Genomic DNA, 13,923 nt, shown 5'->3' on the forward strand with positions numbered 1-13,923 from the left:
GCTTAGCGGCTGGCAGTGCAGGCGTCGCGCGAAGGCGGAGGCTGGGGGGGCAATGACGGCGGTCCTAGAGGCCTCGCGTTCGCGGCCTGGAGTGGCTGCTTCCAGCTCGGGCCCACGCCTTTGCCTACGCTCGTCATTCCTGCGAAAGCGGAGTGAGCGGACGGACCTGCGAGCCGCCGGCTTGCCAGGTCCGTGAACGCCAGGGCGCTGTGCACTCTGGCCGGGCCGCAAAGGCTTCGACGTTCGACCTGGACAAGCCCTGGATCCCCGCCTGCGCGGGGAGGACCGAATCGAGGGGACGGCCTCCGCGGCGCCGCCGGTTGGCCGGAGCCCCTCAGGCCGCCGCGCCCAGACTGGCGATATCGATCACGAAGCGATAGCGCACGTCGCCCTTGATCATGCGCTCGTAAGCCTCGTTGATCCGGGCGATGTCGATCAGCTCGATGTCCGAAGCCACGCCGTGCTCGGCGCAGAAATCCAGCATTTCCTGGGTCTCGCGGATGCCGCCGATCAGCGAGCCGCCGAGCTTGCGCCGCTGCATGATCAACGCGCCCGCGGCGACCGTCGACGGGGTTTCCGGAATGCCCAGCAGGACCATGGTGCCGTCGAACTTCAGCAGGCCCAGGTAGGCGTTGTAGTCGTGGTCGCCCGAGACCGAGTCGATGATGAAGTCGAACGAGCGCGACAGCGTCTTGAAGGTGGCCTTGTCGCGGGTTGCGGCGAAAGCGTGCGCGCCCAGGGCCAGTGCGGCCTCGCGCTTGGACTCGGAGGTGCTCAGCACGGTCACGCGCGCGCCCATGGCCACCGCGATCTTGACCGCCATATGGCCCAGGCCGCCGAGGCCGACCACCGCGACCTCGTCGCCGGCCTTGACCCCGTAATGCTTCAACGGCGAATAAGTGGTGATGCCGGCGCACAGCAGCGGCGCGGCGCGGTCGAGCGGGATCGACTCGGGGATGCGCAGCACGTAGTCCTGGTCGACGGTGATGCGGGTCGAATAGCCGCCGTAGGTCGGCGCGCCGGTGCCGCGTTCGCGCGAGTTGTAGGTCCCGGTCATGCCCTGGTCGCAATACTGCTCCTCGCCGGCCCGGCACTGCGGGCATTCGCGGCAGGAATCGACGAAACAGCCCACGCCGACCGCGTCGCCGAGCCGGAAGCTCTTGACGTTGGCGCCGAGCCGGGCGACCCGGCCGACGATCTCGTGGCCCGGCACCATCGGGAAGGCCGAACCGCCCCACTCGTCGCGCGCCTGGTGGATGTCGGAATGGCAGACGCCGCAATACAGGATGTCGATCAGGACCTCGTTCGGGCCCGGCTCGCGGCGCTCGATCGAGAACGGGGCCAGCGGCGTGCGCGCATCGACGGCGGCGTAGGCGGCGGTTTTATGCATGGGATCGGCTCCTGGAATCGTTCGGGGCAGTGTATCGGCGGCCGCATCGCGGGGGCGCCGGCTCGCCGCAACAGTGCATATCGCCCCCGCGCTTGCGTTACCCTTTCCCGGTTCTCCCCCCAGCGAGTGTGCCATGCCCTCTTTCGATGTCGTTTCCGAAGTCGACACCCACGAACTCACCAACGCGGTCGACCAGGCCAACCGCGAACTCGGCACCCGTTTCGACTTCAAGGGCGTCGACGCCGAATTCGTCCTCGACGACAAGAGCATCACTCAGTCGGCGCCGAGCGAATTCCAGCTCGAGCAGATGACCCAGATCCTGCGCGCGCGCCTGGTCGCGCGCAACATCGACGCCCGCTGCCTGGAATTCGGCGACGTCGAGACCAACCTGGCCCGCGCGCGCCAGAAGATCACCGTCCAGCAGGGCATCGAGCAGAAGCTGGCGAAGAAGATCGCCGCGACCATCAAGGACGCCAAGCTCAAGGTCGAGACCCAGATCAACGGCGACAAGCTGCGCGTCACCGGCAAGAAGCGCGACGACTTGCAAGCGGTGATGGCCTTGCTCAAGGGCGGCGATTTCGAGCGTCCGCTGCAGTTCGACAACTTCCGCGACTGAAATGAGCGCGACTGCCGTCCCCGGCGAGGACCCGATCGCGGCGACCCGGCGCTGGCTGGAGCGCGCGGTGATCGGCCTGAACCTGTGCCCCTTCGCCAAGGCGGTGCTGGCGAAAGGCCAGGTGCGTTTCGTCCTCAGCGAAGCGGCGACCCCCGAGGCCTTGCTTGAAGAACTGGCCTCGGAGCTGGTGCTGCTGGAGCAGAGCGACCCGGAACGGATCGACACCACGGTGCTGATCCATCCGCGGGTGTTGAACGAGTTCCTCGACTTCAACGATTTCCTGGAACTGGCCGATGGGGTCGTCGCGGCCCTGGACCTGGAAGGCGAGATCCAGATCGCGAGCTTCCACCCGGACTATCAGTTCGCCGACGCCGCCTACGACGAAGTCGGCAACTGCACCAGCCGCTCGCCCTACCCGACCCTGCACCTGCTGCGCGAAGCCAGTGTGGCGCGCGCGGTCGCGGCCTTTCCCGATCCGGACGTGATCGTCGAACGTAATCTGGCGACTCTGGAAAAGCTGGGCCTGGAAGGCTGGCGCAAGCTGATGGCGGGTTGATTCGCCACTCGCTTTGGCGGATGTGACGGCGGCGGGCGGTGAAGCAAATCCCGCTGCCCCTCCTTCGCCGGGGAACCGCCCTGCCGGCTCGGTGTCGTTCGCCGGAAGGTCGACGGTTCGCGACCGCCAAGGCGTTCGCGGGCCACGGCCAGACGCGATGACGTAGCCCCCGAAGCGCTTCCCCTTTGGAAAAGGGCCAGGGGATTGCCTTTGCTCTGCTTTACTTCTGCGGCCCCAGCCCTCGCGAACCCCGATCAGCTCGCCGAAGCCCGCCGACCCAAAGCGGTGTCCAGCAAGGCGCGCGCCTGCAACAGCGAATCGGCGATGCGGTGGCCCAGGCCGCGCAATTCGGCGTGCGGCGGGACCAGGTCGGGGACCTGGATCGGGGTCGCGCCTGCGGCGAGCGCGGCGCGCACGCCGGGTTCGGAATCCTCGAGCACCAGACAACGGCGCGGGTCGACGCCGAGCCGCGAGGCGGCCAGCAGATAGATGTCCGGCGCCGGCTTGGGATACTCGACGTCGCTGCCGGTGACGATCACGCCGAAGCGCTCGATCAGGCCGCTCGAGGTCAGCTTCGCCAGCGCGCGCTCGCGCCGGGTCGAGGTCGCGATCGCCTTCGGAATGCGGTGCGCGTCGAGCAGGTCCAGCAGTTCGAGCAGGCCGCGCTTGAGCGGCAGGCCGGCGGCGACGCGCGCATCGTACAGGCGGTCGCCGGCATCGCGCAGGCGCAGGGCGGCCTCGTCGCCGAGACGCTCGGCGAGCATCGCGTAGCTGGCGCGGTCGTGCATGCCGACCATGCTCAGCCACAGCGCGTCGTCGGCCTCGACCGATTGCTCCAGCGCGGCGGCGCGCCAGGTTTCCAGCATCGCGCGCTCGCTGTCGAGCATCAGGCCGTCCATGTCGAACAACACCGCGTCGGGGACGAAATCGATCGCGGGCAGTTGCGGCTCAGCCACGGAACAAAGTCTCGAGATCGGAAGCGTCGAGCGTGCGCCATTGCCCGCTCGGCAGGTCGCCCAGGGACAGGCCGCCGATGCGGCTGCGATGCAGCGTTTCGACATGGTTGCCGACCGCGGCGAACATGCGCCGTACCTGGTGATACCGGCCTTCGGTCAGGGTCAGGCGGGCCCGGCGCGGGGCGAGGACTTCGAGCGCGGCCGGCGCCAGCGGCGTCTGCTCCGACTCCAGCATCAGCTCGCCGCTAGCGAAGATCGCGGCCTCGTCGCCGCGCAGATCCGCGGCCAGGCTGGCCTCGTAGACCTTGGCCAGTTGCGCCTTCGGCGACACGATCCGGTGCAGCAGGCCGCCGTCGTCGGTGAACAACAGCAGGCCGCTGGTCTCGCGGTCGAGCCGCCCGACCGAGGACAGCAACGGCGAACGCGCGCGAAACCGCGGCGGCAGCAATTCGTAGACGATGCGCCCGGGGTCCTTGGTCGAGCAGGTGTAGCCGACCGGCTTGTGCAGCAACAAAGTCAGCCCCGCCGGCGGATCGAGCGGCTCGCCGTCGAGGCGGATCGCCTCGTGCGCGACCTTGTCGTCGGCGTACAACACCTCGCCCTGCGCATCGGTGATGCGGCCGGAGCGGAACATCGCGGTGACCTCCTTGCGGCTGCCATAGCCCAGGTTGGCGATCAGCTTGACCAGTTTCATGCGCGCGCCTTGGCCGAGGCCTTGGTGTGCTTGATCGCTTCGACGACCTTGAAACCGCCGCGCTGGGCGACGATACGGACCTGGCCGAAGCGCTCGTCGAGCACCGATTCGTAGGGCAGATGGCGGTTCGCGACCAGCCACAGCCGGCCGCCGGGGTTCAGCGCCTCGGCGGCGACCGCGATGAAGCGACGGCCGAGGTCGGGGCGCTCGTCGCGGCCCTGGCCGTGGAACGGCGGGTTGCTGACGATCACGTCATAGCCGCGGTCCAGGCCGGCGGTGACGTCGTGCCAGTGGAATTCGAGCTCGGCGCTCGTCGCCACCCGCGCGAGGTTGGTCCGCGCCAATTCCAGCGCGCGCGCCTGCGCCTCGTACAGGTCGACCGCGACGATGCCGGGGCAACGCGTCAACAATTCGGCCGAAAGATAGCCGTAGCCGGCGCCGAGATCGGCCGCGCGGCCGCGCAGGTCGCTCGGCAGATGCGCCGCGAGCAGGGCCGACGCGGCGTCGATGCGGTCCCAGGCGAACACGCCGGGGCGGCTGACGAAGCGGCCGCCGAGGATCTCGCGCGGTTGGTCGAACGCGGCCCAGGCCGCGGCCTGGGCCGGGTCGGCCGGGCCGTCGAGCGGCGCGGTCCAGAACGCGCGGCATTTGCGTTTGGACAGACTGCCGACCGGGCCGGCGATGCGCCCCAGGTCGGTCTCGCCGGAGCGTGCGCCTTCGTCGTTGCGCATGCAGGCGAGCACGCGGCCGCCGGGCGCGGTGCGCGCGATCGCCTGGGCGAACAGCGCGCGCGCCTCGTCGCGCTGGCGCGGCGGCAGTACCAACACCAGCGGGAACCGCCGGGCCGGATCGAGCGTGTCCAGGTCGACCGTGTCCAGGCCGGCGCGGTGCAAGGCGTCGACTTCGGGCTTGAAGCCCTGTTCGCAGACCAGGCCCGGGCGCGGCCGCTGGCGCAGGCCGATGCCGTCGCGCGCGTGCAGGAACAGCGCGCCGCCGTGTTCGGGCCAGCGCAGCAGGCCGTCGGCGAGCGGCTGGAAGAGGGTGTCGAGCGCGTCGTCGGAGCGGTCAACGCGCATGCGGGAATTTCTGAATGGCGGTCATCGCACGGATTTTACGCGCGACCGCGCTAGGGTGTCGGCATCGCATCCAACCGAATGCACGCCTCATGCGCCTGCCCGTCCTGATTGCAGCTCTGTTGATGCCCGCGGTGGCCTGGTTTTCCCAACAGGGCGTGTTCGGCCCCGACAACGGCACGATCTCCGACCGCTACCCCACTCTGCTGGTCGCGGCCGGTTACGCCTTCGCGATCTGGGGGCCGATCTTCCTCGGCGACCTGGTGTTCGCCTTCTGGCAGCTGCGTGGGCGCTATCGCGACGCCGACGGCCTGCGCCGGCTGCGCCCGGCCGCGGCGGCCGGCTTCACTTTGACCGCGCTGTGGATGCCGATCTTCTCCCAGCAGTGGTTCTGGCTGGCCCTGGCGGTGATCTGGCTGGCCCTGGCCTGCCTGGCCCGCTGCGCGGTGTTGCTGTCGCGCGACGGCCATCCCCTGCCCGGGCAGGCCGCCTGGGCCAGGTTCCCGATCTCGCTGCATGCCGGCTGGTTGAGCCTGGCCGCGTTCCTGAACACCGCCCAGGTGATCGTCGCCTATCGGCTGCTGCCGACCGACGACATGCTGGGCTGGAGCCTGGCGCTGCTGGCCGCCGCGGCCGCGCTGCTGTTGCTGTTGAACGCGCGCATGCGCGGCAACGCCGGCTACACGATCGCCGCGCTGTGGGGCCTGGCCGGGGTCTACGTGAAGCAGTCCGAGTCGGCCTTGCACGGCGCGCAGATCGCCGCCTGGGGCGCGCTCGCGATCGCCGCACTGCTGCTGGCGCAAACCTTGTGGCTGCGCCTGCATCCGCGCCATCGGGTGTTTTCCGGGCATCTTTCGCCGGGCGAATGATCTTCGGCCTGCGCACCGGCGCATTGCGACTCCGCAACAGCGGCTTCATCGCCACGCAACGCCGCGGCCGCGAGGATGGACCATCGTCCAGCCCACAGGAGCGACCCACGATGCGAGCCCTTTTCATCGGCGGCACCGTCGACAACAGCGAACTCGATCTCGACGAAGGCCAGCCGCCGCGCCATTACCCGCCCAATACCGGCAGCGGCCAGGCGCGTTACCGCCTGCACCACGTCGGTCTGCGCGAGAACGACCCGGTCTATGCGGTTTACGCGGCCCCGGACCTCGCCGACGGCGAGGTCGAGCGGGTCGCCGAGGAACGCGGCTACGCGCGGCGCTTTCAGGCGGAGCCGCAAATCAGCGAGTGAGTCGCTGGCGAGCGAAACCTCGACGAGTAACGGCCGGCCAATGAGCTGCCGGCGAGCGAGCCGCAGCGATTGCCGAGCTGCGCGGCCCTCACCCAGCCTCTCTCCCGCGGGAGAGGGCTCGCTGCAGAGGCGGTCCGCGCTCAGCCCTGCAATTCTCGCAAGGTCACCGACGGCGGCGCGTCCAGCACCCGGCGGGTGGCGAACATGCCCGCGGCGAGCGCCGCCAGCACGCCGGCGGCCGCGCCGAACGCGGCCATGCGCGCATCGAACTCCCAGGGCAGATCGAACACCTGCACCGCGACCACACCGGCCAGCACCGAGGCGGCGATCGCCGCGGTCAGGCCCGAGAGCAGGCCGATCGCGGCGAATTCCGAAGCCTGGGCCAGGCGCAACTGGCGCCGGCTTCCGCCGAGCACGCGCATCACCCCGCCTTCGAGCAGGCGTTCGTCCTGGCTCGCGCTGACCGCGGCCATCAACACCAGCACGCCGGCGACCAGGGAGAAATAGAACACCACCTCGACCACGGTCGAGACTTGATCGGCGGTGCTGCGCACCTGCTTGAGCACCTGATCGATGTCGATCACCGACAGGTTCGGAAAGCGCTCGACCAATTGCGAGGTGAAACGGGTGCGTTCGGCCGGCACGTTCATCGCGGTGATGTAGCTCGCGGCGTAGCCGTCGAGCGAACCCGGCGAAGCGATCACGAAGAAGTTCGGACGGAAGCTTTCCCAATCGACCTTGCGCAGGCTGGTGACGGTGGCCTGGAAGTTCTGTCCGGCGATGTCGAACCCCACCCGGTCGCCGAGCTTCCAGCCGAGTTCCTCGGCGAACCCTTCCTCGACCGAGACCTCGGGCCGGGCCAGCTTGCGTGCGGCCCAGAACTTGCCGTCGACGATCTTGTTGTCCGAACGCAGGCTGTCGGCGACCGACAGATTGAACTCGCGTTCGGCCAACTGCTTGGCGCGTTCGCCGCGCTCGGCATAGTCGGCGCCGGTGACGGCCTTGCCGTTGTGCGCGACCAGGCGGCCGCGGATCATCGGGAACAGGGTCGGCGCCGGCAGGCCTTGCTCGCCGATGAAACGGCGCACGTCGGCGACCTGGTCCTGCTGCACGTTGATGATGAAACGGTTCGGCGCATCGGCCGACAGCGACATCTGCCAGCGATCGAGCAGGTCGGTGCGCACGAAGGTCAACAGCAGCAAGGCCATCAGGCCCAGGCCGAGCGCCGAGATCTGGGCGATGCTGGTGCCGGCGCGGCGGCTGACGTTGGCCAGGCCGTAGCGCAGGCTGCCGCGCAAGCGCGAACGCAGGCGCCGCACCGCCAGGATCAGGCCCCAGGCCAGCAGCGCGAGCACCGCCAGGGTCGCGGCGATGCCGCCGAGCATGGCCGCGCCGAGCGCGACCGAACCGGCCTTCCACCACAGCAGCGCACCGAGCCCGAGCAGGCCGACGATCGCGACCACCCAGGCGCTGGGCTCGGTCGGGTCGAGGTCGCGGCGCAGCACGCGCAGCGCCGGCACGCGCCGCAGCGCGAGCACCGGCGGCGCGCCGAAGGCGAGCAGCACCACCATGCCCACCCCGAAGCCTTGCACCGCCGGCAACCAGCCCGCGCCGGGGATCGACATCTTCAAGGCCTGTTCCAGCCATCCGCCGATCAGCCATTGCAGGCCGAAGGCGAGCGCGACGCCGATCGCGCTGGCGATCAGGCCGAGCAGCACCATCTCGCCGACGTGGATGCCGACCAGGGTGCGCTGGCTGGCGCCGAGGCAACGCATCACCGCGGTGCCGGACAGGTGCCGCTCGCTGTGGCGGCGCGCGGCCATCGCCACCGCGACCGCGGCCAGCACCACCGAGACCAGCGCGGCCAGGCCGAGGAAACGCCCGGCGCGGTCGAGCGCCGAACGCACTTCCGGGCGCGCATCGGCGATGGTTTCCAGGCGTTGGCCGCGTTGCAGCGCGGGCTTGGCCGCGGCGACGAAACCCTCGACCGCGCCGGGCGCGCCGGCGACGACCAGGCGATAACGAATGCGGCTGCCGGGCTGGACCAGCCCGGTCGCGGGCAGATCGCCGGCGTTGAGGAACACCTTCGGCGCGATGTTGAAGTAATCCAGGGAAGCGTCCGGCTCCTGCACCACCAAGGCGGCCAGGCGCAGGCTGGAATCGCCGAGCGCGATACTCTGGCCGATCTGCGCGCCGAGGGTGTCGGCGCCGGCGCGGCTCATCCACACCGTGCCGGGCGCGGGCACCCCCTGCGCGTCGCGCTCGGCGCCGCCGACGCGGTCGACGATGCGGAAACTGCCGCGCAGCGGAAAGCCCTCGCCGAGCGCGCGCAGATCGCCGAGTTGCAGGCGTTCACCGACCCGGATCATGGTCTGCAGTTCGGTGGCCTCGGCGCGGCGCAGCGCCGGCAACGACGCGGCACGGCGCAGCGCGCCGTCGATCGGGTGATCGGAGCGGATCACCGCGTCGCCGCCGAGCAGCCGGTTGGCCTCGATGGCCAGCGCGCGTTCGGCGCGATCGGTGACGAAGCCGACCGCGGTCACCGCCAGCACGGCCAAGACCAGCGCCGCGAGCAGGATGCGCACGTCGCCGGCCTTGAGGTCGCGGCGCAGTTGTCGCCATGCCAGCGACACGGTGCGTGGCATGCCGCTCACCCCTGCACCAGGCGGCCGCTGTCGAGGCGGATGCGGCGGTGGCAACGTTCGGCCAGGTGTTCGTCGTGGGTCACCAGCACCAGGGTGGTGCCGGCATCGGCGTTGAGCTCGAACAGCAGCTCGATGATCGCCTGGCCGGTATGGGTGTCGAGATTGCCGGTGGGCTCGTCGGCGAACAGTAACGCAGGCCGGGTCACGAAGGCGCGCGCGAGCGCGACGCGCTGCTGCTCGCCGCCGGACAGCTGGCGCGGGTAGTGGTCCAGGCGCTGGCCCAGGCCGACCTTGGCCAGGATCGCCTGCGCCGGCGCGAACGCATCGCGGTCGCCGCGCAGTTCCAGCGGCAGCATCACGTTTTCCAATGCGGTCAGCGAGGGCAGCAGCTGGAAGCTCTGGAACACGAAGCCGACCTTCTCGCTGCGCACGCGCGCGCGACCGTCCTCGTCGAGCGAGGACATCGGCTCGCCGTCGAGGGTGACCGTGCCGCTGCTCGGCGAATCCAGGCCCGCCATCAACGACAGCAAGGTGCTCTTGCCCGAGCCGGAGGCGCCGACGATCGCGACCGTGTCGCCCTTGGCGATCGAAAATCCGACCCCATCGAGGATGGTGAGTTCGCCCGACGGCAAGGCCACCCGCTTGCCGAGCCCGACGACCTCGAGCGTCGGCGCCTGGGCCGGCGCGCGCGCCACCGCTTCAGCGTGGGTCTCGTCGCGGCCCTTCACGATGGAATCGGCCGTGATCGAATCGGCCAGGTTGGAAGCTGCCATGATCGTCCTGTCTGTTTGCCTCGCCGTATCTTCGGGAGACGTTATTAAATGAGTTTTAAGAACTGCAACCGCGATCGCCTCGAGTTCGGGCGCCGCGACGACGCGAGCGCCGCCAGCGCCGGCCTGGACCTCGGCCGCGCGCCCACCGGCGACCTCGCGGCCCGGAAACAACGATATGCGGCATCGCCGGGCCGCGTTCAATGGGCCATCGGTCGTGGCGCCCGCGCCGCGCTGCTGGCCACGGCCGTGCTGCTGAGCGCCTGGGCGCCGCTGCAGGCCCAGCCCGCGGCGGCGGCGAAAACCCCAACCAGACCCGCGGCCGCGGCACCGGCGGCCAAGGCCGCGCGCACCGTGCTGTTCATGGGCGACTCGCTGTCGGCCGGCTACGGCCTGGCCGCCTCGCAGGGCTGGGTGGCGCTGACCGCCGAGCGCATCGCCAAGACCAAGCCGGGCTGGAAGGTCGTCAACGCCAGCATCAGCGGCGAAACCACCGCCGGCGGCGCCTCGCGCATCGCCGGGGAACTGCAGCGCAACCGCCCGGCCGTGGTGGTGATCGAACTCGGCGCCAACGACGGCCTGCGCGGTCTGCAACTGGCCCAGAGCCGGGCCAATCTCGAACGCATGATCGTGGCGGCCAAGGCGGCGAAGGCGCAGGTACTGCTGATCGGCATGCGCATGCCGCCGAACCTCGGCAAGGAATACACCTTGGGCTTCGAACGCAACTTCCGCGAACTGGCCAGCCGGCACGGCACCGCTCTGCTGCCGTTCCTGCTCGAACCGATCGCGCTCGACCGCGCCGCCTTCCAGGCCGACAACCTGCACCCGATCGCGAGCGCGCAGCCGAAGCTGCGCGATCACGTGTGGACCCGGCTCGGGCCGATGCTGAAGTAGGCAGAAAGCGGACGCCGGCGCGTCCGCCTCAGGCGTTGTGGCGCGCCGCGGTCGAACGCGCCCGCGCGTGCGGCCGCTCGGCATCGCGGCCGAGATAGGCCTTGCAGCGGAACTGGTCGATGTCGTTGATGCGCAGGATGTTGCGCTTGCGGCTGACCAGGCCGCTGCGGTGCCAGGTCTGCAACTGCGCGTTCAACTTCGGCCGGCTCGCATTGACCATCGCCGCCAGGATGCTCTGGGTCGGCGGCAGGGCCACCTCGAAACTGTCCTCGCGCGGACGCGTCTGCGAGCGCATCAGCGACAACAGATACCTCGCCAGGCGCGATTCGAGCCGGTGCAGGCACATCGTCTCCAGGCTTTCCACCGCCTGCCGCAAGCGCTGGCACAACGAGGCATGGGCGCGCTCGATCACCGCCGGGTCCGAGGTCAGGCTGGGAAAGTGGCGGCGCGACAGCAACAGCACCCGGGTCGGACTGTAGGCCACCGCGGTGAAGGTATGCGAATGATTGTCGAGCAGTGGGGTTTCGTCGACCGTCTCGCCGCTTTCGATGGTGTCGACGATGAGCTCCTGGCCATCGGGACCGTACAGCAGTTTGTAGATCCGCCCGTGGATGACGAAGGCGAGAAAATCGCTGGGATCGTTCTTGAAGAACAGCGCATCGCCTTCCTCGAGATTGAGTTCGGTGGCATGGCGGGCGATGTGTTCCAGCAGCGTCGCCGGCAGACCGCGCAGGAGATTGCAGCGGTCCAGGCCCCAGCGACGCCGGCGCACGGCGATGTTGTCTTCGAGTGTCACGCACATACGGGCGGCCGCGTGCCCGAACTGGCGGTTGCGTAAGTCCGGGCGGCGACGGGGCCGCGATGAAGATGGCCGCGCATGCGGCCGATGGCACGTTGCATAACGCCCCCTGTGGATCGTCTGCGTTCTGAGCCTGCGGCGAGCGACGGGATCCGCCGATCGAGCTGCGTCGCGGATGCGGCGCCGTTGCGGCGTCGCCAGTGCGAACCCGGCCCGCAGGAGCCGGTACGATGCCGGCGCCAAGCGGCCCGGCATCGTGTCCTTTGCCGATTACGCGTACGGCGTCGACTTGAACGAGCTGAGCACGGTCAACAGGCTGGTCAGGTTGTCCGACACGCCGGTCTGGGCGACCTTCTCGGTGGCGCCGGCGGCGGCGGTCGTGTCGACGCTGTAGATCTGCATCACGCCCTGGTTGGCGGCGGCCAGCGACAGCGAATTCTGCTGCTGCTGCGAGGACACCGAGTTCTCGAACAGGATGCCGGTGGAGTGCGCGGCGGCCTGGAAGATCGAGCCCATGGCGAAGGCCGGCGCCTCGCCGATGACCTTGACGTTGGACTGGGTGACGGCGTCGGTGATCTGGTTGTTGACTGCGGTGGGAAAGGCCATGAAGAAATCCTCGATTGCGCATTAGGAAAAAGCGGATGAACCCGGATGCCGGCCCGGCGCGCTGCGAGCGCGGACCGGCATCTGCGGCCCGACCGTCGCGGCCGGGCCGAAGCGGCTATGGCGATCGCGGCCGATTACGGCTTGAACGCGCGCAGCACGGTCAGCAGGCTGGTGAGGTTGTCGGACACGCCGGTCTGGGCGATCTTTTCGGTCGCGCCGGCGGCGGCGGTGGTGTCGAGGCTGTAGATCTGCATCACGCCCTGGTTGGCCGCCGCCTGCGCCAGCGTGTTCTGCTGCTGCTGCGCGGACACGGCGTTCTCGAACAGGATGCCGGTCGAGTGGGCCATCGACTGGTAGATCGAGCCCATCGCGAAGGCAGGCGCCTCGCCGATGACCTTGACGTTGGACTGGGTGACGGCATCGGTGATTTGATCGTTGACGGCGGTAGGGAAAGCCATGTTGAACTCCTTGGAGGGATGAAGTACGGCCGATGCCGTACGTGTTGGAAGAACGAGTCATCTATCGCGTTGTGAAGCCCGTTCCCGGCGCCTTTCGGCCTGTTTTGATGGTTGTCCGGGTCGGGTTAGGCAGCGGGTTTTCCGCTGTTTTCCGCATCGGCGCGCGACTCGTCCGATGACGCGGAATTGGGGGTCTTCGGGATCAGGCCGTTGTCCTTGGCGGCGTCGATCACGCTTTGCAGTTGTTTGGCGAGCGGCCCGAACTGCTGGTCGAAGCGAGCTTCGACTTCGAGCCGCACCAAGTGCGCGAGTTGGTCGGCGATCTGCGCGATCATCGGCCGCTCGGCGGCGGCGCCGGCGCCCGGCTGCGGCCTGGGCGGGCGCAGGTCGTCGAGCGAGGTCGCGCGTTCGACCGCGCCGAGCACCGCCGCCTCGGCTTCGCGTTCGGCGCGCGCGTCCTTGCGCACCGTCGCATGAGTGCGGCGCAGGCTTTGCTCGATCACCTCCTCGATGCGCTGGCGCCCGGATTCGATCAGGTTGCCGGCCTGCGAACGGCCGAGCTGGCCGACCGTCGGCCCGCCCGCCGGCGCCGCCGCGCGCGCCTTCGAGTCGGCGTCGATCGCATCCAGCGCCGCGCCGACCTGCGCGCGTTCGTCGTCGCTGAGTTCGCGCCCGAGCACGCGCAAGGCCAACAGGCCGACGTGATGATCGAGTTCGCTGCGCACCGGATCGGCCGCGCGGCGCGGCGGCGCGCCATTGCTCGCTGCGCCATTGCTCGCAGCGCCGTTCACGGCGGCGCCGTCGGGAGTCGCGGCCGACATCAGCGCGCTCCCAGCTGTTTCACCAGCGCGCCCAGCACTTGCTGCGGCTGCACGCCGACCAGCTTGGCCAAGGCGGCCAGGACCTGCTCGGGAGAGACCCCGGCCAGTCTGGTCAAGGCCTCGAGCACATCGGGGCGCAGGAAGCGTTCGATCAGCTCGTCGCCGTCCGCGGCCGGCTCGGCCGGCGGCACCGGATCTGCCGCCGGCTCCGCCGCGGGCGCGGGCGTCATCGCCTCGCCCGATGCCGCTTGCGCTGCCGACACCGCCCGCTCCACCGCCTGTTGCGATGCCGCTTGCGCAGTCTTGGCCGCCGGCTGATCGAACAGGCCTTCCAGCTCCTCGTGCAGCAGGTAATGCAGATTCTCGTCCATTGCGAACTCCGGTCTTACAAGGGATGCGATACGCAAT

At 69.6% G+C, this 13,923-nt stretch carries 16 protein-coding genes; 5 read left to right on the forward strand and 11 right to left on the reverse strand.

Translation table 11 applies throughout. The features are described from left to right. Positions 1–334: 334 nt before the first annotated feature. On the reverse strand, positions 335–1,390 hold the full coding sequence (locus AC6CH2_RS15685; protein ID WP_498270017.1) for an NAD(P)-dependent alcohol dehydrogenase: 1,056 nt from the start codon (positions 1,388–1,390) through the stop codon (positions 335–337). Positions 1,391–1,523: 133 nt separating this feature from the next. Between AC6CH2_RS15685 and AC6CH2_RS15690 the strand changes: the two genes are divergently transcribed. Together AC6CH2_RS15690 and AC6CH2_RS15695 are read left to right on the forward strand one after the other, a co-directional pair. Then, positions 1,524–2,006: a YajQ family cyclic di-GMP-binding protein gene (locus AC6CH2_RS15690; protein WP_435396628.1), complete on the forward strand. Its 483-nt coding sequence runs from the start codon at positions 1,524–1,526 to the stop codon at positions 2,004–2,006. 1 nt (position 2,007) lies between these two features. Further along, positions 2,008–2,562 (forward strand): DUF1415 domain-containing protein, encoded by a 555-nt coding sequence (locus tag AC6CH2_RS15695; RefSeq protein ID WP_498270018.1) that lies wholly within the window; start codon positions 2,008–2,010, stop codon positions 2,560–2,562. A 254-nt stretch (positions 2,563–2,816) separates the two neighbouring features. Here AC6CH2_RS15695 and AC6CH2_RS15700 read toward each other — a convergent pair whose 3' ends face one another. Genes AC6CH2_RS15700 through AC6CH2_RS15710 form a run of 3 tightly spaced genes read right to left on the reverse strand, consistent with a single transcriptional unit; the run spans position 2,817 to position 5,288 of the window. Beyond that, entirely contained in the window at positions 2,817–3,518 is a 702-nt protein-coding gene (locus tag AC6CH2_RS15700; RefSeq protein ID WP_498270019.1) for an HAD family hydrolase, read from the reverse strand. Further along, complete coding sequence (locus AC6CH2_RS15705; protein WP_498270020.1) at positions 3,511–4,212, reverse strand: pseudouridine synthase; 702 nt, start codon at positions 4,210–4,212, stop codon at positions 3,511–3,513. Before AC6CH2_RS15705 ends, AC6CH2_RS15700 begins: the two co-directional genes overlap by 8 nt. After that, on the reverse strand, positions 4,209–5,288 hold the full coding sequence (locus AC6CH2_RS15710; RefSeq protein WP_498270021.1) for a class I SAM-dependent methyltransferase: 1,080 nt from the start codon (positions 5,286–5,288) through the stop codon (positions 4,209–4,211). Before AC6CH2_RS15710 ends, AC6CH2_RS15705 begins: the two co-directional genes overlap by 4 nt. An 89-nt stretch (positions 5,289–5,377) precedes the next feature. Here AC6CH2_RS15710 and AC6CH2_RS15715 point away from each other — a divergent pair, with 89 nt between their 5' ends. Together AC6CH2_RS15715 and AC6CH2_RS15720 are read left to right on the forward strand one after the other, a co-directional pair. Next, positions 5,378–6,154, forward strand: a complete 777-nt coding sequence (locus tag AC6CH2_RS15715; protein ID WP_498270022.1) for a TspO-related membrane protein — start codon at positions 5,378–5,380, stop codon at positions 6,152–6,154. A gap of 110 nt (positions 6,155–6,264) precedes the next feature. Next, positions 6,265–6,522 (forward strand): hypothetical protein, encoded by a 258-nt coding sequence (locus AC6CH2_RS15720; RefSeq protein ID WP_435396634.1) that lies wholly within the window; start codon positions 6,265–6,267, stop codon positions 6,520–6,522. Positions 6,523–6,662: 140 nt separating this feature from the next. Here AC6CH2_RS15720 and AC6CH2_RS15725 read toward each other — a convergent pair whose 3' ends face one another. Both AC6CH2_RS15725 and AC6CH2_RS15730 read right to left on the reverse strand, forming a co-directional pair. Further along, complete coding sequence (locus AC6CH2_RS15725; protein WP_498270023.1) at positions 6,663–9,167, reverse strand: ABC transporter permease; 2,505 nt, start codon at positions 9,165–9,167, stop codon at positions 6,663–6,665. A gap of 5 nt (positions 9,168–9,172) precedes the next feature. After that, complete coding sequence (locus AC6CH2_RS15730) at positions 9,173–9,940, reverse strand: ABC transporter ATP-binding protein (protein WP_498270024.1); 768 nt, start codon at positions 9,938–9,940, stop codon at positions 9,173–9,175. A gap of 48 nt (positions 9,941–9,988) precedes the next feature. Between AC6CH2_RS15730 and AC6CH2_RS15735 the strand changes: the two genes are divergently transcribed. Next, on the forward strand, positions 9,989–10,831 hold the full coding sequence (locus AC6CH2_RS15735) for an arylesterase (protein WP_498270025.1): 843 nt from the start codon (positions 9,989–9,991) through the stop codon (positions 10,829–10,831). A gap of 28 nt (positions 10,832–10,859) precedes the next feature. Here AC6CH2_RS15735 and AC6CH2_RS15740 read toward each other — a convergent pair whose 3' ends face one another. The 5 genes from AC6CH2_RS15740 to AC6CH2_RS15760 form a co-directional block, all read right to left on the reverse strand. Then, entirely contained in the window at positions 10,860–11,633 is a 774-nt protein-coding gene (locus AC6CH2_RS15740; protein ID WP_435397255.1) for a Crp/Fnr family transcriptional regulator, read from the reverse strand. 267 nt (positions 11,634–11,900) lie between these two features. After that, positions 11,901–12,236 carry a RebB family R body protein gene (locus AC6CH2_RS15745; protein WP_435397254.1) on the reverse strand — a complete coding sequence of 112 codons (336 nt, stop codon included), beginning with the start codon at positions 12,234–12,236 and terminating at the stop codon, positions 11,901–11,903. A 134-nt stretch (positions 12,237–12,370) separates the two neighbouring features. Continuing rightward, a complete protein-coding gene (locus AC6CH2_RS15750) occupies positions 12,371–12,694 on the reverse strand; it encodes a RebB family R body protein (RefSeq protein WP_031371092.1) in 324 nt (107 codons plus the stop codon). 125 nt (positions 12,695–12,819) lie between these two features. Next, on the reverse strand, positions 12,820–13,515 hold the full coding sequence (locus tag AC6CH2_RS15755; RefSeq protein WP_498270026.1) for a hypothetical protein: 696 nt from the start codon (positions 13,513–13,515) through the stop codon (positions 12,820–12,822). Beyond that, complete coding sequence (locus AC6CH2_RS15760; RefSeq protein WP_498270027.1) at positions 13,515–13,886, reverse strand: hypothetical protein; 372 nt, start codon at positions 13,884–13,886, stop codon at positions 13,515–13,517. The genes AC6CH2_RS15755 and AC6CH2_RS15760 overlap by 1 nt, the downstream gene beginning before the upstream one ends. Between the last annotated feature and the right edge of the window lie 37 nt (positions 13,887–13,923).

Source organism: Lysobacter sp. GQ73 (genome assembly GCF_059758755.1).

Excerpts from the sequence above, each read along its gene's own strand:
- AC6CH2_RS15685 (WP_498270017.1), bottom strand. The coding sequence starts at position 1,390 with ATGCATAAAACCGCCGCCTACGCCGCCGTCGATGCGCGCACGCCGCTG.
- AC6CH2_RS15690 (WP_435396628.1), top strand. The coding sequence starts at position 1,524 with ATGCCCTCTTTCGATGTCGTTTCCGAAGTCGACACCCACGAACTCACC.
- AC6CH2_RS15695 (WP_498270018.1), top strand. The coding sequence starts at position 2,008 with ATGAGCGCGACTGCCGTCCCCGGCGAGGACCCGATCGCGGCGACCCGG.
- AC6CH2_RS15705 (WP_498270020.1), bottom strand. The coding sequence starts at position 4,212 with ATGAAACTGGTCAAGCTGATCGCCAACCTGGGCTATGGCAGCCGCAAG.
- AC6CH2_RS15710 (WP_498270021.1), bottom strand. The coding sequence starts at position 5,288 with ATGCGCGTTGACCGCTCCGACGACGCGCTCGACACCCTCTTCCAGCCG.
- AC6CH2_RS15715 (WP_498270022.1), top strand. The coding sequence starts at position 5,378 with ATGCGCCTGCCCGTCCTGATTGCAGCTCTGTTGATGCCCGCGGTGGCC.
- AC6CH2_RS15720 (WP_435396634.1), top strand. The coding sequence starts at position 6,265 with ATGCGAGCCCTTTTCATCGGCGGCACCGTCGACAACAGCGAACTCGAT.
- AC6CH2_RS15725 (WP_498270023.1), bottom strand. The coding sequence starts at position 9,167 with ATGCCACGCACCGTGTCGCTGGCATGGCGACAACTGCGCCGCGACCTC.
- AC6CH2_RS15730 (WP_498270024.1), bottom strand. The coding sequence starts at position 9,940 with ATGGCAGCTTCCAACCTGGCCGATTCGATCACGGCCGATTCCATCGTG.
- AC6CH2_RS15735 (WP_498270025.1), top strand. The coding sequence starts at position 9,989 with ATGAGTTTTAAGAACTGCAACCGCGATCGCCTCGAGTTCGGGCGCCGC.
- AC6CH2_RS15740 (WP_435397255.1), bottom strand. The coding sequence starts at position 11,633 with ATGTGCGTGACACTCGAAGACAACATCGCCGTGCGCCGGCGTCGCTGG.
- AC6CH2_RS15745 (WP_435397254.1), bottom strand. The coding sequence starts at position 12,236 with ATGGCCTTTCCCACCGCAGTCAACAACCAGATCACCGACGCCGTCACC.
- AC6CH2_RS15750 (WP_031371092.1), bottom strand. The coding sequence starts at position 12,694 with ATGGCTTTCCCTACCGCCGTCAACGATCAAATCACCGATGCCGTCACC.
- AC6CH2_RS15755 (WP_498270026.1), bottom strand. The coding sequence starts at position 13,515 with ATGTCGGCCGCGACTCCCGACGGCGCCGCCGTGAACGGCGCTGCGAGC.
- AC6CH2_RS15760 (WP_498270027.1), bottom strand. The coding sequence starts at position 13,886 with ATGGACGAGAATCTGCATTACCTGCTGCACGAGGAGCTGGAAGGCCTG.